Source organism: Caulobacter sp. DWR1-3-2b1 (assembly GCF_049895765.1).
Taxonomy (GTDB): domain Bacteria; phylum Pseudomonadota; class Alphaproteobacteria; order Caulobacterales; family Caulobacteraceae; genus Caulobacter.
Genome location: NZ_JAFCSZ010000001.1, coordinates 215,395 through 240,967, shown reverse-complemented (window position 1 = coordinate 240,967; position 25,573 = coordinate 215,395). Strand labels below are relative to the sequence as shown.

General features: G+C 65.2%; 22 protein-coding genes. 10 read left to right on the top strand and 12 right to left on the bottom strand.

Annotated elements, in window-relative coordinates; translation table 11 throughout:
• Positions 1 to 177: 177 nt before the first annotated feature.
• Genes ACP69S_RS01215 through ACP69S_RS01205 form a run of 3 tightly spaced genes read right to left on the bottom strand, consistent with a single transcriptional unit; the run spans position 178 to position 2,716 of the window.
• Positions 178 to 678, bottom strand: a complete 501-nt coding sequence (locus ACP69S_RS01215; RefSeq protein ID WP_425994061.1) for a RidA family protein — start codon at positions 676 to 678, stop codon at positions 178 to 180.
• Between the two features lie 22 nt (positions 679 to 700).
• Positions 701 to 1,099, bottom strand: a complete 399-nt coding sequence (locus tag ACP69S_RS01210; protein WP_425994059.1) for a c-type cytochrome — start codon at positions 1,097 to 1,099, stop codon at positions 701 to 703.
• A 12-nt stretch (positions 1,100 to 1,111) separates the two neighbouring features.
• The gene (locus ACP69S_RS01205; protein WP_425994057.1) at positions 1,112 to 2,716 is read right to left on the bottom strand and encodes a flavin monoamine oxidase family protein; all 1,605 of its coding nucleotides are present in this window, start codon (positions 2,714 to 2,716) and stop codon (positions 1,112 to 1,114) included.
• A gap of 321 nt (positions 2,717 to 3,037) precedes the next feature.
• Here ACP69S_RS01205 and ACP69S_RS01200 point away from each other — a divergent pair, with 321 nt between their 5' ends.
• Positions 3,038 to 3,613, top strand: coding sequence for a GNAT family N-acetyltransferase (locus tag ACP69S_RS01200; RefSeq protein ID WP_425994055.1), 576 nt, complete (start codon positions 3,038 to 3,040; stop codon positions 3,611 to 3,613).
• 59 nt (positions 3,614 to 3,672) lie between these two features.
• Here the strand turns inward: ACP69S_RS01200 and ACP69S_RS01195 are convergent, their stop codons facing one another.
• Both ACP69S_RS01195 and ACP69S_RS01190 read right to left on the bottom strand, forming a co-directional pair.
• Entirely contained in the window at positions 3,673 to 6,366 is a 2,694-nt protein-coding gene (locus ACP69S_RS01195) for a TonB-dependent receptor plug domain-containing protein (RefSeq protein WP_425994054.1), read from the bottom strand.
• 260 nt (positions 6,367 to 6,626) lie between these two features.
• The gene (locus ACP69S_RS01190) at positions 6,627 to 6,971 is read right to left on the bottom strand and encodes a hypothetical protein (RefSeq protein WP_425994052.1); all 345 of its coding nucleotides are present in this window, start codon (positions 6,969 to 6,971) and stop codon (positions 6,627 to 6,629) included.
• Positions 6,972 to 7,043: 72 nt separating this feature from the next.
• Here ACP69S_RS01190 and ACP69S_RS01185 point away from each other — a divergent pair, with 72 nt between their 5' ends.
• From ACP69S_RS01185 to phaH, 4 genes are all read left to right on the top strand, one after another.
• Positions 7,044 to 8,057, top strand: coding sequence for a helix-turn-helix transcriptional regulator (locus ACP69S_RS01185; protein WP_425994051.1), 1,014 nt, complete (start codon positions 7,044 to 7,046; stop codon positions 8,055 to 8,057).
• Positions 8,054 to 8,881 carry a 23S rRNA (adenine(2030)-N(6))-methyltransferase RlmJ gene (gene rlmJ / locus ACP69S_RS01180; protein WP_425994049.1) on the top strand — a complete coding sequence of 276 codons (828 nt, stop codon included), beginning with the start codon at positions 8,054 to 8,056 and terminating at the stop codon, positions 8,879 to 8,881. Before ACP69S_RS01185 ends, rlmJ begins: the two co-directional genes overlap by 4 nt.
• Entirely contained in the window at positions 8,878 to 10,161 is a 1,284-nt protein-coding gene (chrA, locus tag ACP69S_RS01175; RefSeq protein WP_425994047.1) for a chromate efflux transporter, read from the top strand. Before rlmJ ends, chrA begins: the two co-directional genes overlap by 4 nt.
• An 85-nt stretch (positions 10,162 to 10,246) precedes the next feature.
• Positions 10,247 to 10,960 (top strand): phasin PhaH, encoded by a 714-nt coding sequence (gene phaH, locus ACP69S_RS01170; RefSeq protein WP_425994045.1) that lies wholly within the window; start codon positions 10,247 to 10,249, stop codon positions 10,958 to 10,960.
• Between the two features lie 15 nt (positions 10,961 to 10,975).
• On the opposite strand, the gene ACP69S_RS01165 is transcribed toward phaH, so the two are convergent.
• Positions 10,976 to 13,015 (bottom strand): alpha/beta hydrolase family protein, encoded by a 2,040-nt coding sequence (locus tag ACP69S_RS01165; RefSeq protein WP_425994043.1) that lies wholly within the window; start codon positions 13,013 to 13,015, stop codon positions 10,976 to 10,978.
• 302 nt (positions 13,016 to 13,317) lie between these two features.
• Between ACP69S_RS01165 and ACP69S_RS01160 the strand changes: the two genes are divergently transcribed.
• Positions 13,318 to 16,275 carry a TonB-dependent receptor plug domain-containing protein gene (locus ACP69S_RS01160; RefSeq protein ID WP_425994041.1) on the top strand — a complete coding sequence of 986 codons (2,958 nt, stop codon included), beginning with the start codon at positions 13,318 to 13,320 and terminating at the stop codon, positions 16,273 to 16,275.
• A 136-nt stretch (positions 16,276 to 16,411) separates the two neighbouring features.
• A complete protein-coding gene (locus ACP69S_RS01155) occupies positions 16,412 to 17,200 on the top strand; it encodes a hypothetical protein (RefSeq protein ID WP_425994039.1) in 789 nt (262 codons plus the stop codon).
• 168 nt (positions 17,201 to 17,368) lie between these two features.
• On the opposite strand, the gene ACP69S_RS01150 is transcribed toward ACP69S_RS01155, so the two are convergent.
• Positions 17,369 to 17,686 (bottom strand): heavy metal-binding domain-containing protein, encoded by a 318-nt coding sequence (locus tag ACP69S_RS01150; RefSeq protein WP_425994038.1) that lies wholly within the window; start codon positions 17,684 to 17,686, stop codon positions 17,369 to 17,371.
• 191 nt (positions 17,687 to 17,877) lie between these two features.
• Here ACP69S_RS01150 and ACP69S_RS01145 point away from each other — a divergent pair, with 191 nt between their 5' ends.
• Both ACP69S_RS01145 and ACP69S_RS01140 read left to right on the top strand, forming a co-directional pair.
• A complete protein-coding gene (locus ACP69S_RS01145; RefSeq protein ID WP_425994300.1) occupies positions 17,878 to 18,342 on the top strand; it encodes a DUF4112 domain-containing protein in 465 nt (154 codons plus the stop codon).
• A 43-nt stretch (positions 18,343 to 18,385) separates the two neighbouring features.
• Positions 18,386 to 18,823 carry a DUF4112 domain-containing protein gene (locus ACP69S_RS01140; RefSeq protein WP_425994036.1) on the top strand — a complete coding sequence of 146 codons (438 nt, stop codon included), beginning with the start codon at positions 18,386 to 18,388 and terminating at the stop codon, positions 18,821 to 18,823.
• Between the two features lies 1 nt (position 18,824).
• On the opposite strand, the gene ACP69S_RS01135 is transcribed toward ACP69S_RS01140, so the two are convergent.
• Positions 18,825 to 19,106: a hypothetical protein gene (locus tag ACP69S_RS01135; protein WP_425994034.1), complete on the bottom strand. Its 282-nt coding sequence runs from the start codon at positions 19,104 to 19,106 to the stop codon at positions 18,825 to 18,827.
• A gap of 172 nt (positions 19,107 to 19,278) precedes the next feature.
• Between ACP69S_RS01135 and ACP69S_RS01130 the strand changes: the two genes are divergently transcribed.
• Positions 19,279 to 20,544, top strand: a complete 1,266-nt coding sequence (locus tag ACP69S_RS01130; protein ID WP_425994032.1) for an amidohydrolase family protein — start codon at positions 19,279 to 19,281, stop codon at positions 20,542 to 20,544.
• Positions 20,545 to 20,635: 91 nt separating this feature from the next.
• On the opposite strand, the gene ACP69S_RS01125 is transcribed toward ACP69S_RS01130, so the two are convergent.
• From ACP69S_RS01125 to ACP69S_RS01110, 4 genes are all read right to left on the bottom strand, one after another.
• Positions 20,636 to 21,325, bottom strand: coding sequence for a Uma2 family endonuclease (locus ACP69S_RS01125; protein WP_425994030.1), 690 nt, complete (start codon positions 21,323 to 21,325; stop codon positions 20,636 to 20,638).
• A gap of 37 nt (positions 21,326 to 21,362) precedes the next feature.
• Complete coding sequence (locus ACP69S_RS01120; protein WP_425994028.1) at positions 21,363 to 21,833, bottom strand: hypothetical protein; 471 nt, start codon at positions 21,831 to 21,833, stop codon at positions 21,363 to 21,365.
• A 63-nt stretch (positions 21,834 to 21,896) separates the two neighbouring features.
• Positions 21,897 to 24,050: a methylmalonyl-CoA mutase gene (gene scpA, locus ACP69S_RS01115; RefSeq protein WP_425994026.1), complete on the bottom strand. Its 2,154-nt coding sequence runs from the start codon at positions 24,048 to 24,050 to the stop codon at positions 21,897 to 21,899.
• Between the two features lie 3 nt (positions 24,051 to 24,053).
• Complete coding sequence (locus tag ACP69S_RS01110) at positions 24,054 to 25,505, bottom strand: methylmalonyl-CoA mutase family protein (RefSeq protein ID WP_425994298.1); 1,452 nt, start codon at positions 25,503 to 25,505, stop codon at positions 24,054 to 24,056.
• Positions 25,506 to 25,573: the final 68 nt, after the last annotated feature.

The window sequence follows — 25,573 nt, the reverse complement described above, 5'->3', positions numbered from 1 at the left end:
GGGCATGACCTGTGTAGCCCAGACCCAATAGTTTGACAACGTTGTCACGAAAAAATTCTCGAAATGGTGAATAGGCGTCTTTCGAGGCGCAAACCGGCCGACGAAAAAGGGAGACAGGCGCGAACCTGTCTCCCTTTCCGACGCCAATCAGGCTCCCGCTTGGCAGGAAGCGGACGGCTACTTCTTTTTCTTGGCCGCCTGAACCTCGATCTCGACCAGCATGCCGCCGGCCACGAGGCCCGTGACCTGGCTGGTGATGCGCGAGGGCTTGTTGGGCTGTTCGGCTGTGCCGAAGAAGGTCTTGTAGGCCTCCATCATGCCGGCGAAGTCCATCTTGCCTTGTTTGGCCGGGTCGCCGACCAGCAGGACGCGCATCATCACGACGTCGCCCATGGTGGCGCCCTGGCTCTTGAGGGCAGCTTCGATCCGGCCCAGCACGCCCATGGTCTGGGTCTTGGTATCGCCGAAGGTGGCCGTGAGAGCCGGGTCGCCCTTGGGATCAATCATCGGCGGCACCATGCCGCTGACATAGATGGTGTCATAGCCGGCGGGCACGGTGACGACGCTGGCGATGGCCGACTTTGGGTCGCCGCCGCGAACGATGTCCTGGGCCGATGCGGCGCCGGCGAAAGCCGTGGCCAGGGCGAGGCCGGCGGCGAGGGTGGCGAAACGGGTCATGGTCTTCTCCTTGGGGGGATGATCAGTGGGCTTGCAGGCCGCGCGCCTTCTGGGCGGCCTTGGCCTTGGCGCGGATGGCGGCGATCTCGGCGGTCGTGACCGGCTTGCCCTTGTTGCCCCACGAGGTGCGCACATAGGTCATGATGGCGGCCAGATCGGCGTCGTTGATGTCGTCCTTGAAGGCGGGCATGCCGGCCCGGCCGTTCAGCACGGTGGTAACCAGCGGCGCGGCCGGACCGATGGCCAGCGGTGAGGCGGCCAGGGCCGGGAAGGCGCCCTTGATGCCCTTGCCGGTCGCCTGATGGCAGGCCGAGCAGTTGTCGGCGTAGAGGTCCTTGGGCGATTGGGCCGCCAGGGCCGCAGCGGGCGCCGACGCGGTTGCGATCAGGCAAAGCAAGGCGAAACGGGAAACAAACGTCATAGGGTCCTCGGATCAGGCCTGCTGCACGCGGGCGTGGATCTTGGCGATCTGTTGCCAGGCCGACTCGATAGCGCCAGCCTGCCAGCCGCCAAGGTAGCTGAGGTGTTCGCCGGCGAGATAGAGGCGACCGTCGGGTTCACATAGCACTGGATAGGCGTCGCGGCGGCCATCCTCGCTCCACTCGGCCCATCCGCCGAGATTGTGCTCGGCCAGGTGCCAGCAGAACGAGAAGGCGTTTTCGAAGTTCTCGGCGTATTCGGGAAACACCTTTTGACCGCCAGCCACGGCGAAGGCCGCGCGCTCGGCGGGCTTCATGGCGCTGATGCGCGCCGCCTGGCCGCCGAAACTATAGAAGCCCAGCAGCACGCCCTTCTGGCTCTGCCAGCCGGTGGAGGGCAGCGAAATCGTGCCGATGCCCGGGATGTCGTTATAGATGTGACCACCATAGATGTGATGCTTTTCCTCCCAGAACCGCGTCTTCATCTGCAGGCCGATCTTGTTGACCGGCGCATAGGCCACGCCCGCCATCGCCGCCTTGAACGGCGCCGAAGCGTCCAGATCGATCTGCTTGAGCACGCTGAGCGGGATGGTGCAGATGCAGTAGTCGGCCTCGATCTCGCCGGTCTTGCCCGAGGCTTCCTTGAAGGCGACCTTCACACCCTTCGGGGTCTGCTTGATCTTTTCGACCACGGTCGAGTAGCGGATCATCGAGCCGACCTGCTTTTCGAAGCCCTTGGCGATCTGGTCCATGCCGCCGATCGGTTGCAGCATGGTGCGCTGCTGCTCGTAACCGGTGACCGAACTCAGTACGCGCCAGGCGCCGCTGTCGAGCACGTCCTTGAAGGCGAAGGGCGGCAGTTCCTTGCCCGGGCCCGGATTCACGCCAGCGCCGGGGTGAACGGAAAAGCCGCGTCCTTCGGTGCCCGTATAGGCCATGTCCTTGGGCGACAGGCGGCCCTCGTTGATCATATAGGCCACGAATTTCTCGCGGTCTGCCGGGGTCAGGGCGGCGTCCAGCTCGCCCTTGCTGGCGGCCTTGGCGATCAGCTCGGCGGCGTAGCCCCGGGCGTCAGCGGCGATCTCGCCCTTGCGGACCGGCTTGCCCTTCAGAGGGCCTTCGCCCTTCTCGAAATAGACATAGGCGGCGTCATTGTCGTTGACGAAGCTCTCCAGCAGCACGCCGAACAGCTTGGTGTAGTGCAGGGTCGAGCGGTGGTGGTACGGAATCCGCCAGGCGCCGTGGTTGATATAGAGGCCGTCGTCGAACTCGCAGGTCTGCTTGTTGCCCAGAAGGTCGGTGTGCTGAAAGCCCTTGCGCGAGGTCTGGCAACGGCCGCCGGCGAAGGATCGGGCTTCCAGGATCTGCACCTGATAACCCGCCTTGGACAGCTCATAGGCGGCGGTCATGCCCGCCAGGCCCGCGCCGAGGATGACGATCTTCGTACCCTTGGCGTCGCCGGTCAGGGTGGGCGGCAGTTCGGTGGCCGAAGCCATGCCAAAGCCCAGGGCGTCCATCCCTGACATCGCCAGGGAAACGCCCCCGACCGCGGCCAGACCCTCGAAGAAGCGCCGCCGGGTCAGAACTCCGCCCGTCGCCGGGCCTGCAGTCGTATTCATGCCAATCCGCCACTAAAACAGCCGACGCCGAAAACGCGTGCATCGTCGTGACGATACACCTTTCGCTTCTCCGGTCGAACGCGCCCCTCGCCGAAGTCCGGGGCATCTCGAAATTTCGATGGAACTGGCGCAACCCGATTTCGGGCGGCGGCCGATCTGACATGTTAGATGCGTCCCAGATGCTCCGCTGTTGGGCGCCTGGGGCGCCTCCTGTGCGAACCGTGGGCGGGTGGACAAGCAAAGGCGGTCGCCGCCGGAATAGCTCTTCCACCCCCCTGCGCGCGACGCATCAACGGATGAACGCCGCGCGAGGAAAACGCCATGACCACGACCGGAGCTTCCCTTCGCCTGCGGCTGGCGCGGCCCGAGGACATGCCGGCGCTGTCGGCTCTGATGAACGCGGCGATCGGCGAGCTTTTGTCACCGTTCCTGCCGCCCGGGGGGGTGAAGGCCTCGTTCGAGATAATGGGGCTGGATAGCCAGTTGATCGCTGACGGCACCTATTTCGTGGTCGAGGACTTTTCAGTTTCAGCAGGGGGCAAGATCGCCGGTTGCGGCGGCTGGAGCCGGCGCGCGACGCTGTTTGGCGGCGACCACTCGGCGGGGCGCGACGTGGCAGTGTTGGATCCCTCGCGCGACGCGGCGCGGGTGCGGGCGATGTACACCCATCCAGACCACACCCGGAAAGGCGTCGGCCGCATGGTTCTGGACGCCTGCGAGGCCGCTGCCGCGGGCGAGGGCTTCACCCGCTGCGAGCTGGCCGCGACCCTGGGCGGCGAGCCGCTCTACCGGGCCTGCGGCTATCAGGACATCGAGCCGTTCACGGCGGCCACATCGAGCGGTTATGAAGTGCCGCTGATCCGGATGGGCAAGGTCTTGCCGTCCGTCACGCGGTAGCGGCCAACGAAAAGGGCCAGGCTTTCGCCTAGCCCTTCCGTCTTGTCTGGTTCGCGGTTCTAGAAGGTCGCGGTGGCTTTCATGTACCAGAACCCGCCTTGCCAATCGACGACCGAATCCGAGCGATAGATGCGGCCGTTGGTGGCCGACTCGCCGGTCTTGTCGGGATCGGGATAGTTGGAGAACAGGTTCCGGGCGCCGACCGAGACCGTGTAGGTGTCGGTCGCCTTGTAGCTGAACTCGGTGTCGACGAAGACTTCCGGATCCCACTTCTGGGTGACCTGGTTGGCGACGCTGAACATGTTCTTGTAGGGGCCCCAGACGGTGGCGCGGGCCACGGCCTTGAACTTGCCGATCTCGTGGCTGGCCGAGAACACCGAGCGCCAGCGCGGCTGGGCGTTTTCGAAGTCGAAGACCCCTTCGGCGTCGAAGAAGGTGTATTTGACGGCCGCCGTGGCCGCAGGCGTGTTGACCTTGTCGATCTTGAACTTGTTCACATTGCCGCTGGCGGTGAAGCTGGTGCTCTGACCGTTCTCCCAATTGACCTTGTAGGTGGCGACGACGTCGAGGCCGGTCGTGGTGGAGTCGAAGGCGTTTTGGAAGAACTGCACCTGACCGATGGTGTCGGCCCCGGGCACCTTGGCGGCGATCAGGCCGGCGCGGATGGTGGCATTCACCGCGATGGCCGAGGTGGCGTAGAACTGGTCCTCGATCTTGATGCTGTAGGCGTCGACCGTCAGGCTCAGGCCGTCGAACAGCGAGGCGGTGAAGCCGGCGGCGATGTTCAGCGACTTTTCGGGCTTCAGCTCCTTGGCGCCCATGAACTGGGCCACCGGGTTGGTGGCCGGGAACAGGCCCGAGGCGATGATCGCGCCGTTCTCGACGCGCGTGGAGACGTTGGTCGTGAACAGCTGGCCTGGCGTAGGAGCCCGGAAGCCGGAGCCGACGGAACCCCGAATGCCGAAGCTGTCGGTGATCTGGTACTGGGTGGCGACCTTGCCGTTCCAGGTGCTGCCAAAGTCCGAGAACTTCTCGCCGCGCACGGCGACATCGAAGAACCAGGCTTCGGTGATGTTGGCCGAGCCTTCCAGATAGCCGGCATAGGAGTTGCGGGTCAGCTTGCCCGAATAGGACGGGGGCGAGCCTGGGGCGCCGTTCGAGCCGACGGCCAGGGCGGCGTAGACCGGATCTTGCCCGGCGAAGCCGTCGACAGGTTGACCGGCGTTGGGGAGGCCCGCCGCAATAACGGCCGAGGTGTAGTTGGCGCAGTTCAAGCCATTGGCCAGAACCGTCGGAGTGGCGGCGGCCGTCGGCGTGTGGGTCGTGGCGTTGCAGAAGCCGAACGGGTCGGGCGTGGCCCAGGCGCCGGCCACGTAGGAGGCTACGTCGCCCGCCTCGATCTCGTAGCCTTCCTTGCGGTATTCGGCGCCGAAGTTCAGCGTGATCGGGGTGTGGAGACCACCGACGCCCCAGTCATAGGCGAAGTCGGCGTTGGCGGCGCTTTCCGTCGAGATCAGCGAGCCGACATAGAAGGACTTGGGCGAGGCCGGGCCCATGGACGGGTTCACGGTGTCCCACAGGGTATAGGCCAGCTTGTCGTTGCCATAGCGGCCGCTGAAATCATATTGCAGGCCGTCGCCGAGCTTGCCCTTCAGGCCGCCGGTTAGGCTGTAGTCGGTGACGTCGCCGCCGAACATCGGGGTGAAGCCGGCGGGGAAGATCGAGCTGAACTGGAAGAGCGAGCCATCGGCCTGGCGGATCTGCGTTGCGTTGAAGTTGGGGGCGGCTGGCGGACGATAGTTGAAATACTCGACCGCGCTGCTCTTGGAATAGTTGCCGAAGGCGTAGAGCGACATGGTGTCTGAGATGTCATAGCCGGCGTTGATTACGCCGCGCAGGGCTTCAGAGTCTGGCTGACCCCACTTCTGCACATAGTCGGTGATCAGGGCGCCATACGAAGGGTTGGCGGCGGCGTAGCTGGTGACGCAGAAGCCCGCCGACTGGTTCGGGATGCCGACATTGCAGTACTGCTTGCCGCGGTGGACCTGGTTCTGGCTGGTATATTCGAACGTGCCGTTGACGAAGCCGCTGTCGCCGAGCGGAAGGCCGAGGTTGCCGGTGACCAGCACGTCTTCGCCGTCGCCGAGGAAGAACTGGCCGTATTGCGCGGTCAGCGAACCGCCGCTGGGGCTGTCCTTGAGCTGGAAATCGATGACGCCGGCAATGGCGTCCGAGCCGTACTGCGCGCCGGCGCCGTCACGGGTGACGACCACGTTTTTCAGAGCCGAGGCGGGGATGGTCGCCGCGTCGGGGGCCTGGGAGCCCGATCCGCCAATGCCCACCAGCGCCGAGCGGTGGCGACGCTTGGAATTGACCATGAACAGGGTCTTGTCGGTGGGCAGGCCGCGCAGGCTGGCGGGGCGGATGAAGGTCGCGCCGTCCGAGATGGGCTCGCGGGCCAGGGTGTAGGACGGGACCAGCGTCTTCAGAATGTCGTTGGTGTCAGTGAAGGCCGCAGACTTCAGATCAGCCTCGCTGAAAGAGTCCACCGGAACTGCGCTGTCCAGAACGGTGCGGGGCTTGCCGCGCGCCGTGACGATCAGGGTCTCAAGTTCAGAAGTGGTTTCAACCGCCGGGTCGACGGCCGGATCTGCGGCATACGCAGATGCAGAGTATCCAAGAGTAACGGACATCGCAGAAATACCTGCGAGCAGAGTCGTTTTAAAGTGCCGATTCATAGAGAGCCCCCTCATTTCATTTATCAACGCAAGATTGATTCCTCCTCCATGGCGTTCATCTCCCGACCTTTTATTGTTTTTGGTACTGACGCGACTTTTCACTCGGACGTTGCCGACCAATTCAGCCTGGATTGAAGGTGGTGGCTTCGGCAATGGTCGTGGTGTCACAAAAACGCGCTGCGGCCCCGGCGCCCCTTTGGGTGGCGTCAGGACCGCATTTTTAGGCAGAACATTGCTCTTGGATTGCTCAAATCACGGGCGATGTGCCTGTAAGGTCAGGCTACCAGCCGTTGGTCGAGCGGTTCGCGGACCTCGGACTCGAACAGATCATAGGCGTCTTCCCAGGCCGCCAGGCGCGAGTCGCGAAGCTCGGCGTCGTCGATGATCCGGATGATCTGATCCTCGCGGTCGTTCCACACCAGCCCCAGATCCACGACCCTCTCGGCGTCGCGGCCGAGCAACAGGATGACGTCGGCTCGGGCGGCGCGTTCATGGCTGATCCGCATCAGGGTGCGTCCGGCGCCAAGGTCGCGATGGATGTCCGCGAAGGCCAGCACGGCCGAGATCATCGGCGCATTGACGGGGGCGATGGCCCAGGCAGGGCAAGCAAAGCGAGACATGAAAATCCTCCTTCGTTCGGACCCCTTCTGTTTGCACGTGCCGTACGCCAGATTCGGTCGTATGGAGAACGTATGAGGCACGAAAAAGCTGCACGGCTCCTCGACCTGGCCCGCATGTTGGCGGGATCTGGCGAAGGCATGACCCTGGACGAGATGGCCCGCACCCTGGATGTGGGGCGGCGCACGGCCGAGCGCATGCGCGATGCGGTCTGGGCGGCCTTCCCGCAGATGGAGGTGGTCGACGACCCGCCGACCCGGCGTTTTCGCATTCCCGCAGGCCTCGACGGCCTGTTCCAGACGCCGACCGCCGAGGAACTCGCGGCGCTGCGGACGGCGGCCGATGCCTACAGGGCGTCCGGCGCCGATGGACGCGCCGCTTCGCTGTTCGCCCTGGAGCGCAAGCTGCTGTCGGCCCTGCGCGGCGCGGCGCGGCGCAAGGTGGCGCCCGACGTGGAAGCCCTGGTCCAGGCCGAGACCATCGCCGTTCATGCCGGCCCCCGACCCTATGAGGACGAGACCGCACTCGCGGCCATCCGCACGGCGATCAAGGGGCTGAGCGCTCTGGCGTTCCGCTATGACGGCGGCAGCACGCCGGGGCGGACGCGAGAGGTTACGCCGCTGGGCATACTGTTCGCCCGCAGCAACTATCTGGTGGCGCTGGAGGGCGACGACCCGCGTCCGCGCTCCTGGCGCCTGGACAAGATGAAGGACCTGAAGGTGCTGAACCGGCCGGCCCCGCCGCCGGAGGACTTCTCGCTACAGGCCTTCGCCGACGAAAGCTTTGGCATCTATCACGGCGCGGTCGAGGACGTGGTCCTGCGCATCCACCCCGACCGGGCCGAGGATGCGATGCGCTGGCGTTTTCATTCCACCCAGACCGTGCGGCCCGAGCCGGATGGCTCGGTGACCGTGGCCTTTCGCGCAGCCGGCATGCTGGAACTGGCCTGGCACCTGTTCACCTGGGGGGACGGGGTCCAGATCGTCTCGCCACCCGGCCTGCGCCAGATCATGATCGACGAACTGCGACGGGCCATGGCCGTGCATGATACAGCGGGCGCCGCTTCCGGGAGCCTGCCTCAGACATGAACTACCGCCACGCCTATCACGCCGGAAACTTCGCCGATCTGCAGAAGCACGCCATCCTGCTGGCCGTGCTGGAGGTTCTGAAGGCCAGCACGCCCAGCCTCTCGGTGATCGACACCCACGCAGGGGCCGGCGGCTATGATCTGAGCGGCGAAATGGCGCGGCGGTCGGGCGAGGCCGAGGCCGGGATCTTCCGCCTACTGCAGGAGGTCGAGGCGCCCGCCGTGTTCGCGCCGCTGGTGGCCGCCGTGCGCGCCATGAACGGCGGCAAGGACGGGCCGCTCTATCCGGGTTCTCCCCTGCTGATCGCCGGGGCGCTGCGCCGCGAGGATCGCTACACCGCCTGCGAGCTGCGCGACGACGACTTCGAGCTGCTGCGTCGCTCGCTGGCGCCCTATGCCTTCGCCCAGGCGTCCAAGGTCGACGGCTACGAGACCGCCGCCGTCAAGGCGGGCCGGGGAGGGCGGGCTTTCATCCTGATCGATCCGCCGTTCGAGCGCCCGGACGACTATGCCCGCATCGTCGAGGTCACTCGTCAGGTGCTGCAACGCGATCCGGCCGCCGTGCTGGCGATCTGGACCCCGCTGAAGGACCTAGAGACCTTCGACGCCTTCGTCCGCGGACTGGAAACCGTCACGAACGACGCGTTAGTTGCCGAGGTCAGGCTTCGCCCCTTGCTGGATCCGATGAAGATGAATGGCAGCGCCATGGTCCTGGTCGGGACCCCGCCCGAGCTCGAGCCCGCCGTGCGGACGGCCACCGAGTGGATCGTCGGCAATCTGGGTCAGGCGGGCGGCGCGGCCAGGGTCTGGCGCACGGCCGGGTGACCAAGGTCGCGCCCAGCTTTGGCGAGGCTCTGCTGGTCTGGCTGAAGATCGGCTGCCTGGGCTTTGGCGGGCCGGCCGGCCAGATCGCCCTTCTGCACAAGACCGTCGTCGAGGAAAAAGGCTGGGTCGATGAGGCTCGCTTCGCCCACGCCCTGAGCTTCTGCATGCTGCTGCCGGGGCCCGAAGCCCAGCAGCTGGCGGTCTGGCTGGGCTGGCGACTGCATGGCGTGCGGGGCGGCGTGGCGGCGGGGCTGCTGTTCGTCTTGCCGGGCCTCGCGATCATGCTGGCCCTGTCGGCGCTCTATGTCGTGTACGGACGATCCGAATGGGCCGGGCCCGTGCTGCTGGGCCTGAAGGCGGCGGTGGTGGCTCTGGTGGCCCAGGCGCTGCTGCGTATCGGCGGTAGGACGATCCGCGACCGGGCCGGGGTGGCTGTCGCCGTCGCCGCCTTCGCCCTGATGAGTTTTACCAGCCTGCCGTTCCCGCTGCTGATCCTGGCGGCTGGCGCCATCGGCTGGTGGCTGGGCGGCGGCGCTGTTGCAGAGGTCGCGCCGGAAGCGGCGGTCGAGCGTCGCGGAACGCTGCGGACTGTTCTGATCTGGCTCAGCGTCTGGCTGGTCCCTGTCGCGGCCGCCCTTGCCATAGCGCCGGACTCCGTCGTGGCGCGAATGGGCGCAATCTTCAGCGGCCTGGCGGCGGTCAGCTTTGGCGGCGCCTATGCGGCCCTGGCCTATCTGGGGCAGGCGGCCTCGGCGCTTGGCTGGCTGACCCCGACGCAGATGCTGGACGGTCTGGGCCTGGCCGAGACGACGCCGGGACCCTTGGTGCTGGTCTTCGTCTTCGTCGGGTTCGTCGGGGCCTATCAGGCCGCCTCGCCGGAGTGGGCCTGGTTCGCCGGTCTGGCCGGCGGCGTGATGGCGGCGTGGGCGACCTTCGCGCCGTCGTTCCTGTGGATCTTCGCCGGCGGACCGTTCGTCGAGCGCCTGCGGAGTCGTCCTCGGCCAGCGCGCGCCCTGTCTATGGTTTCGGCGGCTGCCGTAGGCGTCATCGCGCAACTGGCGACGTGGTTTGCCACCCATCTGCTGTTTCGCACCGGCGATGCTCTGGCCTGGGGGCCGGTGAAGATCACGATCCCCGATCCCGCCAGCCTCGACATCGTCGCTCTGGGCATGACGATCCTGGCCTTGGGCCTGACCTTCGCCTTGCGCATGCCGGTGCTGGCCTTGGTGGCGGTGATGATGGCGACGGGACTGGCTTTGAAGGCCGCCGGACTCAGTTGACCCAAGGGCAGCATTTTCGCACTTGCGAGCGAAAAATCTGTGTTATGCTGCGATGCACAAATCGCGGTTTGCCGGAGCGCTCGCCATGGTTTCTACCCTGTCCTTCTTCCCCGAGTTCAAGACCCAGCCGGTCGATCCCGAAGCGGGGCCGCATCTGATGATGGGCGCCGCCTCGCCGCTGTGGCTGATGTTCGGCGGTGCGGCCGCAGCTGGCGCCGCGTGGTGGTGGTGGGCGTCGCGCTGGCGCGAAGCCGTCAATCTTGAATCCATGATCGCCCTGGCGCCCTCAGCTGTGGCGACGCCGATGCCGGCTCTTGAAACCGTGGCGGCTCAGGCGGTCGAAACGGTGGAAGCCACCGTCGAGGCGGTGGTCGAGCCCGCCAGGATCGTCGCCGAAGCGGCTGTCGAGACCGCTGTCGAGACCGTCGCAGTCGCCAACGATTCCATGGTCGAAACGGTCGAAACGGTCGAGGCCGTGACCGAGCTAGAGCCCGCAGTTGTCGAGACTGTGGAGACTATCGAGACTGTCGCCGAAGCCGCCACGGCGCCCGTCGTCGAAGCTGTCGAGGCCCAGGTCGAGGCCGCGAGGATACTGGCCGACGATCTGACCCGTCTGGTTGGTATCGGCCCCAAGCTGGCCGAGTCGCTGGGCGAACTGGGCGTCACCAGCTTCAGCCAGATCGCCGCCTGGAGCGCCGACGACCTCAAGTCCATCGACCAGTTGCTCAATCTCAAGGGCCGGGCCGACCGCGACGCCTGGATCGCTCAGGCCAAGCGCTTCGCGATCGCCGACGCCTGACCCAGACCCCGCGGGTCACCGGCTCGCGCCGATGCCTCCGGGGCCGCACTCGGTGTTCAGGTACTTCTCGATCTCGACCAACTGGGTCTCGATCATGGCCGGCTCCATGGTGACAAAGCCGTGGCCCATGCCCTTTATCTCGAGATAGCGGTGTGGCTTGCCCGCCGCTTTCAGCGCATCGACGAACTTGCGCGACTGCTTGACGTCGACGTTCGTGTCGCGGTCGCCGTGGTAGATGAACAGCGGGATCTGGGCTTCCTTCGCGTGATCGAGGGCGTCCAGGCCCCGGATCGTGGAGTTCTGGAACTCGCGCAGGAAGCGGTTGTCGAAGGTCGCGCGCTTCAGGCTGGCCAGATCGCCGGCTCCCGCGCCGGAAATCGCGCACTGATATAGGCCATTGGGCCGGATCGCGGCGGCCAGGGCCGAATAGCCGCCATAGGAATAGCCGAACATGGCGATGCGATCGGGCGCAGCGATCTTCCGGTCGATCAGCCACTTGGCGCCGTCGTCCTTGTCGTCCTGCATCTTCTGGCCCCACTCGCCGTCGCCGGCGCGCCAGAGCTTCTGGCCCCAGCCTTCGGACCCCCGGAACTGCGGCTGCAACACGGCATAGCCGCGGCTGGCGAAATACTGGACCCAGCCGGCGAAATCCCAGTCCAGGTTGTCGCGAGCCCAGGGACCGCCGTGCGGCTCGATCAGGGTGGGATAGGGACCAGGACCGAAGGTCTCGGCCGGGGGCGTGGTCAGGAAGGCCGGGATCATCAGACCATCGCGCGCCGGGTACTGAACCAGCCGCGTGGACCCCAGCGAGGCCAGGTCCAGATCCGGCCTCACCTTGCCCAACAGTGTCAGCGAGCCTGACGCGTCGAGCAGGTAGTATTCGCCGGGATTGCCCGGTCCCGACTTCTCGACGATGAAATGCTTCAGGTCTTCCGACCAGTCGGTGATCGTCGCGTCCGCTCCGTCGACCACCGGCAGACGCGTCGCCGCACCGTTCGCCGGATCGACCCAGTTCATCGCGATGGTCTTCACGCCCAGCGCCGCCCGCAGGCTCTTGTTGAGCGCCGAGAAGGTCTCGTCCGTCCAGTAGATGCTGCGCGTTGGCCCGGCATAGGAAAAGCCCAGTACGCGGCCATAGTCGGCGGCGGCGCTGGAGGTGACGACGCCGCCCACGTCGAACAGCTTGTGCTCCAGCAAGGGCTCGACGATCTGGCGGGCCTTGATGTCGTAGACATAGACTCCGGCCTTGTCCCGACCCTTGCCCGACGCGACGTAGATGATGTTGGGATCGTTGGTGAAACCGAGGATCTCAACAGGCTCGCGATCCTTGGCGTACCAGCGGAAGTGCTCTGCCCATTCGCCGCTCGCTGGATCGCGGATCCACTGGGCGAAATACACCGCGCCCTTGTCGTAGTTCAGTTCCCGGCGCGCGCGGATCTCGCCCTTGAGGTCCAGCTGGAAGCCGCCGAATCGCTCCGAGCTGCGCATCAGGCGCTCGGTGACGCCGGAATAGATGTCGACCTTGAGAATGTCTCCGCGCGTGTCGATCCGCCCGTCCTCCACCACCACGTGGCGAGGATCGGCGGGCAGCAAGTCGATCACCTGCGCATCGTCGAACTTGGCCCAATAGGCCTCGAACTCGGACTTGGCCCGGGTGTCGGGCAGCAGGGTCGTCCAGGATTTTCCTTGCAGGTCCGACACGTACTGCCGGGTCAGGTGACCCTTGCGGTCACCGTCCGTGAAGGTCTGGATGGTCTGCACCAGCAGGCGGTCGTTCTTCAGGAAGCTCACCCCGAGGATGCGGACCTTGTTGGCCGCGATCACCGCCAGAGGCTTGTCCAGGGCATTGGTCGCCCAGACCGAGATCGTCGGGCTCTGGCCAGCGGGCGAGGTCAGGGCGACGATATGCTTGCCGTCGCGCGAGATCTGCACGTTGCTGACGGCCGGCGGGTCGGAGAAGACCTTGGCGGGCAAGGGCGCGGCGTGGAGCGCCGACGAGGCCAGACCCAGCAGCATGACGGCGGTCGCGACAAGCGGGCGCGGATCGAATCTCACGGGCGACTCCAGAGCTCAAAAAGGCGAGTCGCCACCAAAGCGCGCCCTTCGACCTGTATTCCACCATAGCGATTAAAGCGCGCCGGCCAAGCCGTCACAATGTGCGGCTTTCCGGCTCTCAGGACGGGTCAAGTGCGTGGGGAATGCCACACCGTGTCGGAATTACGTCCGTATTGCGACGCGGAAGTTGCGGCCAATGGGCATAGCGCGCTCTGCTCGCGTGGCGGTGAAACCTCGCGCTCCTGCGGCGGGGAAGCAGTTGAAGTTACCGCGTTATGCGAAATCACGGAGGCGTTTCCATCATGTCCAATCATCGCAAGCATCTTCTAGCCTCCACGATCATTGCCGGGCTGGCGGTCGGCGTGATGTCGCCGGCCCTCGCCCTGGCCCAAGCCGCAGCGCCCCTCGCCACCACCGACCAAAGCGCTCCCGAGGAGACCGAGGTCGAAGCCCTGGTGGTCACCGGATCGCGCATCAAGCGCAGCGAGTTCAACAGCCCCGACCCGATCCAGGTGATCAACGCCGAACAGGGCAAGCTCAAGGGCATCGCCAACACGGGCGCGCTGCTGCGCACATCGACGGTGGCCTCGGGTTCGCCGCAGATCACCTCGGCGATCTCCAGCGCCTTCGTCACCGATGGGGGGCCCGGTTCGGAAACCATCTCCCTGCGCGGCCTGGGCGCCAACCGCACCCTGGTGCTGATCAACGGCCGGCGCCTTGGCCCCTCGGGCGTCCGGGGAGGCGTGTCCGCCGTCGACCTCAACACCATTCCGTCGTCGGCCATCGATCGGATCGATATCCTGAAGGACGGCGCGTCCTCGATCTACGGGTCTGACGCGGTGGCTGGTGTCGTCAACATCATCACCAAGCGCGACACCGACGGGTTCGAGATCGACGCGTTTGTCAGCCAGCCGCAGAGGCACGGCGGCGAGGAATATCGGGGCAGCCTGGCCTGGGGTAAGACCTTCTCGAAGGGCTTCTTCAGCGCCTCGTACGAATACTCCAAGACCGCCGAGCAGCGCATCGGCGACCGCAAGTACACCAACTGCGGCCAACCCTATACGACCAACGCCCAGGGCAAGCGCACCGACGCCGTCGATCCGCGCACCGGCAAGACCCAGTGCCGCGACCTGCTGTACGATCAAATCTGGCTCTACGATTTCAACTTCAGCCCGCTCGACGGCAAGCTGCAGTACGACTACGGCAACAACCTCGGCCAATTCATCCCGCCCGTGCCCCCCGGTCAGGCCGCTGCCTATCCGGGCTTTCCGCCCGGCTTCTTCACCGTCGGGTACGGCGTCGCGGGCGACACTGACCTAGCCGTGCTGGACTACAACAGCCCGTTCAACCTGGCGTCCTCGCTGACCCCGCGCACCGAACGCCACACCGTCTATCTGACGGGCGCCTATGACATCACCGACAGCGTCGAGGCCTATGGCGAGGTCCTGCTCAACCGCCGCTCCAGCAAGACCAATGGCTACCGTCAGTTCTGGAGCTACTTCTATACTGGTGACTACGACCCCTTCTCGGCCGGCTTCACGGGCGACTTCATCCTGTCCCCGACGCCGGTCACCAACTTCAACCGCGCCGGCCAGAAGGTCGACTATCAGCGCTATCTCGGAGGCCTCCGCGGCGACTTCGGCGGCGTCGATTTCCTGAAGGGCTGGGACTGGGACATCTTCGCCCAGCACAGCCACTCCAAGGGTCTGTACTCGCAGGACGTCATTCTGGACGATGCCCTGCGGTCCAGCGCGTTCCGCACCGGTTCGTGCGCCGGAACCATCACGCCGATCAGCAAGCGCAAATGCGTCGATGTCAGCTGGGTCACGCCCGACTTCCTGGCCGGCAAGTACACGCCGGAAGAGCAGGCCTTCCTGTTCGACTCCGAGACCGGCAAGACGATCTACAAGCAGTTCGTCGTCGAAGGTTCCGCCTCGGGCAACCTGTTCAGCCTGCCCGCCGGTCCGATCGGCGCCGCAGTTGGCTTCCACTACCGCCGCGAGTCGATCAACGACACCCCAGGCGACATCACCCTGGCTGGCAATATCTGGAACTCGTCGAGCGCTGGCATCACCGCCGGCAAGGACAAGACCAAGGAAGTGTTCGGCGAACTGAGCGTTCCACTGCTCAAAGACCTGCCGTTCGCACAGAGTGTCGATCTGTCCCTGTCTGGTCGCTACACCGATGTCGACAGCTACGGCAGCGACAGCACTTACAAGATCGGCCTGAACTGGCAGCTCATGTCGTCGCTCCGTCTGCGCGCAACCAAGGGCACCTCGTTCCGCGCCCCGGCGTTGTTCGAGCTGTACAAGAACGCCGAAACCAGCTTCCCGTCGCAGCGCAGCGTCGACCCTTGCATCCGTTGGACGCAGAACCTGGCCCAGGGCAACATCTCGCAACGCGTGGCCGACAACTGCAAGTCTGCGGGTATTCCCGGCGCCTATTCGGGCGCGGGCGTCAGCGCGACGGCCAGTTCTTCGGGCGGCGCCGGTGCCCTGGTTGCAGAAACTTCGGACGCCAAGACCTATGGCGTGATCTGGACCCCCGGCTTCGCCAATTTGAACGTGGCGCTCGATTACTTCGACATCACCGTCAAGAACGAGATCACTCAGCTGGGTTCGGCTAACATCGTCGACGGCTGCTATCGTTCGCTGAGCTTCCCGACCGATCCTCTGTGCGGCCTGTTCACCCGCCACCCGACGACGTTCAACATTGTCACGATCACCGACAACTATCTGAACATCGCCGACCAGACCAACCGCGGCATCGACCTGACGGTCCGCTACGGGACCGATCTGCCTTGGGACACCAAGCTGACGGTGGACATGCAGTCGACCTGGCAGTTGAAGGACACCACCGCCCTGTCCGCTGACAATGTGATCGACAGCAACGGCTTCGTCGGGGATCCGGACTGGACCGGCCAGCTGAACTTCCGTCTGGAGCGCGGCGACATCACCGCGTTCTGGGGCATCGACATGGTCGGCAAGGCCTCCGACGCCGAGGACTATGCCGACACAGCCCAATCGGGCGCCGTGAAGCTGAAGGTCCACACCGAGTTCACGGCCTATCACAACCTGTCGCTGCAGAAGAAGTTCGACGAGATGACGCTGCTGGTGGGCGTGGCCAACGTGTTCGACGAGGCTCCTCCTGCAGTCTCGCAGAGCGCCGGCAACTACAGCATGGTCGGCTCTTCGGTGTTGGCGTCGCAATACGACTACATCGGTCGCCGAGCCTTCGTGAACATCACGGCGAAGTTCTAATCCGTTTTCGCCGCTTCCAGCGGCGGAAAGCTCGAGGGCGCGGGCGCCGGCAAGGCGTTTCGCGGTCCCTCGGGGCAGGCTACAATCTCGGGCGGCGGAGCAATCCGCCGCTTTTTTCTTTGGGGAACCTGCTCGCGTGAACGCCATCATCCGGGGCAAGCCCGACAATCTGGACGAGATCGGCCTGCGCTTCGAGCGCGCGACGCTGGCGACGCCTGTCTATCTCAACAGCGTGCCCAAGGCCGGCACGCACCTGATCCGCAACATCCTGCGGATGTTCGTCGCGCCCGAGCAGCACTGGCGGCGCGAATATATCCAGCACGCCATCCTGCGGCAGTACGGGCCGGACGCGTTCTCGACGGCCAAGCCGATGATCAGCTGGGGGCACATGCTGTTCTCCGACGAGTCGGCCATCGCCCTGCGCGACGTCCGCCACATCGTTCTGGTGCGCGATCCCTATGACTGGGTTCTGGCGCGGGCGCGCTTCTATCTGTCGGACGAATTCCAGGGCAATCTGAACCACATCAAGGGCGGGGCAGCCTTGCCCGAGGACGTGATCATGATGATGGTCATGGGCGCCCACGGTCGCGTGCCGGACCTGCGCGATATCTTCAGCATGAACGCCGTGGCCTGGATGGGTTCCAGCGCCGTGATGGTGCGCTACGAGGACATCGTCGAAAGCCTGGGCGACCTGGGCTCAAGGCGGACCGAGGCGTTCTTCGCCAGGCTGCTGGCCGATTGCGGCCTTGACTTGCCCGCCGACTGGCGCGACCGCGTCGAGGCCGGCGCCGACCGCCGCGAGAGCCGCACGGCCAGCGAGAATCTCAATCTCACCGCCGAGATACCCAAGGTGCTGTCGGAGACCCACAAGCGCGTGGTGGACTTCCACGCGCCCGGACTGCGGGCGCTGTTGGGCTATGCTTGATTATTGGCGCGTGGCGGGCGCCGAAACCGGCATCCACTTTCGGCTGCCACGCTCCTAGAGCCCTTTCCGACCTGATGGCTTCATCAGTGTCGGGCGAAAAGGGCTCTAAATCAGAAGTTTAGAGCATTTTTCGATCCGATAACCGTTTCACACTTATCGGAAAATGCTCTAGAGAACGACGGCCGTCCCGGACACCGAGACCATCATCATCGACCCGTTGGGCCCGACGGTATTGTAGTCCAGGTCCACGGCCAGGATCGCATTGGCGCCCAGCTTCTCGGCTTCCTTGACCAGGTTCTTCATCGCGTCTTCGCGCGCCCGGGCCAGAACCCGCTCGTAGGACTTGGAGTGGCCGCCCACGAAGTCGCGGATCGCCGCCATCAGGTCCAGCACCACGTTCGCGCCAAGGATCGACTGGGCGTAGATCGCGCCTTTGTAGTCCTGAACCGGCCGGCCTTCGATGAAGGGCGTGGTCGAGATCAGCATGATGAACCCCTGTGCGACACACGCGCCAACGTCCTTAACTTAGGCGTAAACGTCGCTGTTCGCGAGGGGCTCCCCCAGAAAGGGACACTTTCTGGCGCCGTTCTCCCGTCACACGGGAATCTGGCGTTCTCCCACTTCCTGAGAGCCGATGGTTAAGGCAGATTGGCCGCAGTTTTCGCCCCCGGAGCTTTCTGGTGATCTTCGCCAAATCACATCTCGACCTGCACAACATCCGAAGCAACGTCGAGCGGGTGAAGAAGCTGTCGGACAATGTCGTCGGCATCGGGCCTCTGGGCATCGGGCTGGACGGCCTGTTGACCTGGATACCGGGCGCGGGGGAACTCTACAGTCTGGGCGCAGGCGGCCTGATCATGATCGACGCGGTCCGGGCCCGCGCCGCGCCGATGATTGTGATCCAGATCTTCGCCATCATCCTGATCGACACCGTGGCCGGCGCCCTGCCGGTGGCGGGCAAGGTGGCCGACATGCTGTTTACCGGCCACAAGTGGTCGGCCGACATGCTGACCAAGCATATGGACGACACCATCTATTTCGAGGGCACCCGCAAGGAGGTCCAGGGCACGGCGGAATATCGCGACCTGCTGGCCCGTATCCAGAGCGGCAAGGAAAAGCGCCGCGTCGTTTTCCTCGGCTGACGAACTTCGACAACCATAATGCGGGTAGGACGTTGATCAGAGCATGACCATAGAAGCCGTCTCTTACGCCGATAGCCCTCGCGCCCGCGCGCACCGCGCCTGGAAGTCCGCCGAAACGATCAAGGGACTGTCCGACCGCCTGATTGGCGTCGGGCCGTTCGGCATCGGCCTCGACGGTGTTCTGTCGTGGGTGCCGATCGTAGGCCCGCTCTACAGCATGGGGGCCGGTGGTCTGCTGTTGATCCACGGCATGTCAGGTGGGGCCTCTTTCCTCACCCTGGCGCGGATGGCGGCCTATGTGGCCATGGACACCGCCACCGACGTAGTGCCCATCGCCGGCTCCGTCGTGGACATGATGTTCCCCGGCCACCTGATGGCGGCCAAGGCGCTGCAAAAGGATATCGAGGCGCGCCACGGTCTGCCCGACGACATCGCCGTCAAACGGTCGGCCAAGAAGCGCGGCAAGGTCGGCAAGCGCTAGGTCAGGCGTCCGGGCTCTCGCCGACCGGCTTGCTCATGGCGAAGGGCAGGTCAGGCGAGGAAATGGTCGATTCGCGCCCGTTGCCATGGATCACGGTCACACGCCCGAAGGCGGGCATCACGACGACACCGGTCAGTTCGTCCACCCACTTGTGCAGGGCCGCCCGCGCGGCTTCCAGGGCGTCGCCGCCGACGACGGACTGGCCAGAGGCCTCGACCTCTTCGGCGAATTCAAGAACGCGGCCGGCGATCGTTTGAGCCTCGTTGGCCTGCCTCTCGGTCATGATGGCTCCTATGGATCGCTAGCAAGGTTCGATGGAAAACTAGTGTCCCCAGCAAACGCTCTTGTCGTCCATCCAGGCGCCGGATCCGCCCACTTTGCGCGCTGGCGATATCTTCACGCGCGCGCTTGAACAAGGCCGCAACTTGGGGATTTTGGCCGTGATGGAGGACCCCATGAGCCAAGACAAGCAACCAGAACTCGCGAGCGCCGCTCGGACCTATTGGAACGAAGAGGGCTACAAGGCTGGCGGCGTCATCCGTGAGGTCGACTACGCCGCCGCGTCGCGCGGCCTCGATCCCGCCCTCGCGGGCATCAAGATCGTCGATACCGACACCCACATCACCGAAGCGCCGGACCTGTTCACCTCGCGCGCGCCGGGCAAGTTCAAGGGCAAGGTGCCCGAGGTTCGCCGCGTGGACGGCGTCGATCGCTGGTTTGTCGGCGACCGTAACTTCGGCTCGCTGGGCGGCAATGTGATCCGCGCCGACAACAACAAGGTCCTCGGCCGCCTGGCTTTCCAAACGATCGAGGAAGGTCACCTCGGCGCCTACGAGACCAAGTCCCGCCTGCAGGCCATGGATGACATGGGCGTCTACGCCCAGATCTGCTTCCAGAACTCGGGCGTCACCCAGGCCGGATCGCTGATGTCGCTGGGCGACAACGAACTCGCCGTCACCATCATCAAGCTCTACAATGACGCCGCCATGGAGCGGCAGGAAGAGTCCAGTCAGCGGCTCTTCACCATGGCGCACCTGCCGCTGTGGGACAAGGCGGAGATGGAAGCCGAAGCGCGCCGCGTGCTGGACGGTGGCCTGAAGGGCTTCGTGCTGCCCGACACCCCCGAGCGACTGGGCCTGCCGTCGTTCCTGGACGACTATTGGACCCCGTTCCTTGAGATGTGCGAGGACTACGGCGCGCCGATCAACTTCCACCTCAATGCCGCCATCGATCCCAACACCTTGGTCTGGAAGGGTTTCGAGTTCGAGCAGTCGCTGGCCGTCGTCGCGACCATGTTCTCGATCGGCAATGCCGCGACCATGGGCAACTGGATGGTCAGCGGTCGCCTGGACCGGCACCCCAAGCTGAAGATCGGCCTGATCGAAAGCGGCATGGGCTGGGTGCCCTTCGCGCTGGAAGCCTATGAGCACCAGTTCCGGGAAATGATGCCCAACAAGTCCAACGTTCTGCAGAAGCGGCCGCATGAGTATTTCCGTGACAACTTCTGGGTGACCTACTGGTTCGAAACGGTCGGCCCGCAGAAGCTGCTGGAGACCATCGGCATCAACAAGGTGATGTTCGAGACCGACTTCCCGCACCCGACGTCGCTGTATCCCGGCGTGCAGGATCACATCCTGACTTCGCTGGCCGGTTACGACTACGAGACGCGCCGCCTGGTTCTGGAACGCAACGCGGTCGAGCTCTACAAGCTGCCCTTCTAGAGCCGTCACAGACCTCGCGCGATCAGACGCGCCGTTCGATGTTCCTGCGGGGACCCCGGGCGGCGCGTTTTTCGTCTTGGCGCGAGCGGTGTCAGTCGGTTGTCGGCAGGTCTGCGACCCGGACAATCAGTTCAGGGAATGCCAACGGTGCGATTTCGCCGTCGCGGTCGATCTGACGGATGTCAGCATACCCGTCCGGCGAGGGTTGGCGATGCACGAAGACGCGTCGGCCATAGGCGTCGACAACCCAGTAGTCAGTTACGCCGTGTCGCGCATAGAGCGAGGCCTTGAGTTTCAGGTCGCGGAGCAGCGAGCTATCTGCGACCTCGATCAGCAGAAGAACCTCAGGGCCGCGCACCTCATCTACGCGCTTTTCCAGCGAATGAAGGAAGATGTCCGGGATAGGGCTGACACCCCGCGCAAGCGACAGCGTGCCCTCAACATGGATAGCGATGTCGTCGGACAGATGGCGATGCAACAGCTTTAGCAGTACGCGTTTAGCTTCCATGTGCGGAGCGTTCTGCGGCGACATGTCGAGCAGTTCTCCGTCGATCAGCTCCACTCGCTCATCGGGATCGAGCGCGCCAAGCTCAACCATAAGAAACACTTCTTCAAGTGTGAAGCGGACCTGCTCGTTGGTTATTCGATCAACGAAACGCCCGTCGATCATCGCTAGATTGTCATTGGACGGCAGCAGGCCCGCTGCCTGCATGATGATGATTTCATCATGGGTAAAGCGGTGAAGGGACGTCGACTGCGGGAAGCGGACGGGCGCGTTCATGGTCTGAAGATATCACGAGTGATGGCGTGCGCTAAGCTCACAGAAGAAGCGGTCGGGCTGGCTTCACCGGCGCGGTGGGCTCGGGCAGACGCGACTGGCGCCCATAAGCGATGATCCAGACGCAAAGGCCTGTGACGAGGCCCAGGCCAATACAAAGGGGGTAGGCGATCGGAGCGTCCGAGAATTTGCCGTCTCGGAAGTTGAAAGCCGCCACCGCGCCCCCGGCCATCAGGCCCGTCGCTGCAGCAGTCCAAGGGTAGTGTCGGTTCGTCTGATCCAGAAGCGCCCAGGCTACAGCTGAAACGAGAACATAGGGCCATCCGAAGAACGCGCCGATGACCAGTATTGGTGCGGTGCTGAGGAGCGCATCCGCCAGGGCGGTCGGCGTCGAAGCGCTTTTGTCGAGCCAGTTGTAAGTCTGCCCCAGCACGAGCGAGGGCAGGACAAAGGCGACGACCAAGGCCAAGAAAACGCGCAAACGGGTTGTTTTTTTGGAAGCCAGACGCACCGAAATCCCCAAAAATACTCTACCTTATGATTATCAAAATCCAGAATGCGCGCAATGCGGCCCTTAAGCCGCTGCGCCCTGGGTGTAGCCCAACTGGACGTTGAGCTTCTCCAGCACCTCGATAGCCGCTTCGGCGATCACGGTGCCGGGCGGGAAGATGCTGGCCGCGCCGGCGTCGAGCAGGGCCTGGAAGTCCTGGGGCGGGATCACGCCGCCGACCACCACGACGATGTCTGAGCGATCGCGCTTGGCCAGTTCGGCCTTGAGTTCCGGCACCAGCGTCAGGTGGCCCGCCGCCAGCGACGAGGCGCCGACCACGTGAACGCCGGCCTTGATGGCCTCGTCGGCCGCCTCGGCGGGGGTCTGGAACAGGGGACCGATCTCGACCTTGAAACCGAGGTCGGAGAAGGCGCTGGCGATCACCTTCTGGCCGCGGTCGTGGCCGTCCTGGCCCATCTTGGCGACCATGATGCGGGGCGGCCCGCCGTCGGCTTCCCTGAAGGCCGCGACCATGGCCTTGGCGCGGGCGGCCTTGGGATCGGCGCCGGCTTCCTTGCCATAGACGCCCTTGATCGACTGGATCACGGCGCGGTGGCGACCGAAAACGTTCTCCATGGCAAGGCTGATCTCGCCAACCGTGGCCTTGGCCCGCGCGGCGTCGACCGCCAGGGCCAGCAGATTGCCGTCGCCGCTTGCGCCATCCTCCAGCGCCTGCAACGCCGCCGCCGTGGCGGCCGGATCGCGTTCGGCCTTCAGGCGGGCCAGTTTTTCCAGTTGCTGAGTACGGACCGACGAATTGTCCACCTTCAGCATCGGGATGACATCCTCGACGTCGGGCTTGTAGCGATTGACGCCAACCACGCTCTGCCGATTGGCGTCGATGCGGGCCTGGGTCTTGGCCGCAGCCTCCTCGATGCGCAGCTTGGGAATGCCGCGCTCGATGGCCTTGGCCATGCCGCCGGCCGCCTCGACCTCCTCGATATGAGCCAGGGCTTTGCGGGCCAGATCGTAGGTCAGGCGCTCGACATAGTAACTGCCGCCCCAGGGGTCGGCGACGCGGGTCGTGCCGCTTTCCATCTGAAGGAACAGCTGGGTGTTGCGGGCGATACGGGCCGAGAAGTCGGTCGGCAGGGCCAGGGCTTCGTCCAGCGCGTTGGTGTGCAGGCTCTGGGTCTGGCCGTTTACCGCCGCCATGGCCTCGACGCAGGTGCGCGACACATTGTTGAACACGTCCTGCGCCGCCAGCGACCAGCCGGAGGTCTGGCTGTGGGTGCGAAGGCTCAGCGAGCGGTCGTCCTTGGGATCGAACTCGCGCTTCATCAGGCGGGCCCATAGCAGGCGGGCCGCGCGCATCTTCGCGACTTCCATGAAGTAGTTCATGCCGATGGCCCAGAAGAAGCTCAGGCGCGGGGCGAAGACGTCGATGTTCATGCCGGCCGCGACGCCGGCCCGGGCGTATTCGACGCCGTCGGCCAGGGTGTAGGCCAGCTCCAGGTCGGCCGTCGCTCCGGCCTCCTGCATGTGATAGCCGCTGATCGAGATCGAGTTGAACTTCGGCATGTTGGCCGAAGTGTATGAAAAGATGTCGGAAATGATCCGCATCGAGGGCGCGGGCGGATAGATGTAGGTGTTGCGCACCATGAATTCTTTGAGGATGTCGTTCTGGATCGTGCCCGACAGCTTGTCGGGGCTCACGCCCTGTTCCTCGGCTGCCACGATATAGAGCGCCAGGATCGGCAACACGGCGCCGTTCATGGTCATCGACACGCTCATCTTGTCGAGCGGGATGCCCGAGAAGAGGGTGCGCATGTCCAGGATCGAGTCGATGGCGACGCCCGCCATGCCGACATCGCCCTTCACCCGCTCGTGGTCGGAATCGTAGCCGCGGTGAGTGGCCAGGTCGAAGGCCACCGACAGGCCCATTTGGCCAGCCGCGAGGTTGCGGCGGTAAAAGGCATTGGAGTCTTCGGCCGTCGAGAAGCCGGCGTACTGCCGCACCGTCCACGGGTTGGTGACGTACATGGTCGGGTAGGGGCCGCGCACGAACGGCGCGACGCCGGGATAGCCGTCGGTGAAGTCCAGGCCCTCGACATCGGTGGCCGTGAAGGCCGGGGCGACATCGACGCCTTCAGGCGTGCGCCAGACGGCGCCGTCCGGCGCGGGGAGGGTCTCGCTGGTCTCGAAACCGACAGTAGTGAAGTCGGGGAACTTGGTCATGGCTCAGGCTCCCTCAAAGGCGGCGGCGAAGCGGATGGGTGTCAGGGCGGGGCAGGCGCTGTCAGGTCCCGGGAGGCGCGGGTCTGGACCCTCCACGGCGAAGGCCGATGGATCGACAACCTCCACCTCAGCGGCCTTGTCGTCGGCGTTGGGGAAGACGGTGACGCCCAGGATCTTGCGGCTCTTGTCGGCGAAGGCGGCTTCCTGCGAGGCGCGGGTGGTGGCCACGGCGTCGGCGATCAGGGCGGTCTCCAGCGCCTTGACGATCCCGCCGGCGCCTTCGATGGCCTGGAAGCCGCTCCAGGCGGCGCGGGCCAGCTGGTCGGTCAGGCTGTCCAGATACCAGGACCCGCCGGCCGGATCGGCGACGCGGCCAAGATGGCTTTCTTCCATCAGGACGAGCTGGGTGTTGCGCGCCTGACGACGGGCGAAGGTGGTGGGCAGGCCAATGGCGTCGGTGAAGGCGCCCAGCACGACCACGTCGGCTCCGCCCACCGCGCCGGCGAATCCGGCCGAGGTCAGGCGCAGCAGGTTGGTCCAGGCGTCCATGCGCGTCAGCATCCGGCCCGAGGACCGCGCCTCGATGATGGCCGGAACGCTGACGCCGCAGGCCTGGGTCAGTCGCGCCCAGATCGCGCGCGCGGCGCGGACCTTGGCGACGCCCGTGAAGTATTCGGCGTCCAGGCTGACGCCCAAGGTGATGCGTCCGAACGCCTCTTCCATCGACAGACCAGAGCGGACCAGGGCCTTGGCATAGGCGAGGGCGCTGGCGGTCATCATGGCCAGCTCTTCGGTATTGGACCCGCCGGCCTCGTGGACGGCGCGGCCGGTGGCCAGGAACAGGCTGGCCTTGGCATAGGTCGTCGCCAGACGCGCGCCGACCGTGGCGGCGTTGAAGATGTGGCTCTCGATGGGGCCGGGGCTGGCGCCCGATTCCGCGAAAGCGGTCAGCGGGTCCATGTGGAAAGCCATCGGCGCGTTGGGCGCGGCCTTGGCCACGGCGCCCAGCCAGTCGGCGGCCTTGGGACCCAGATAGCCGGCGTCCAGCGCCACGGGAGCCAGATCGATCAGCACCTTGTCCAGCGCCTTGGCCATGTCGTCGGCCGAGCCGATGGCAACGCCTTCTGCGCCGGTCGGATCGACGGCCAGCAGCACCGAGGCCGCGCCGTTTTGCAGGTCGATCAGGATGTCCTTGCCCGCCCGCTCGGGATCGGCGTGCGCCATCTGCATGCGCAGGTCCCACGGCCGGTCAGCGTCGCGCGCGCGCAGGTCGCGGGCGACCATAGCGCCGTCCTTGGCGGTATAGAGAGGCTGGATGGTCAGGCCGTCGGGCGTGCGGACGGTCAGGGCCTCGTCGAAGCTTTGGCCCTTCAGGGTCTTTTCGACCAGCGCCGTCCAGCGGGCGCGAACCGTCGCGTCGTCCGGGGCGGCGAAATCGTCGGCCAGAGGCGTCATGGCCTGGGTCAAAGCGTCTCTCTCCTGCGGTGCAGCATTGGCTTTTTTGACGGTGATGCGCCCCTGTC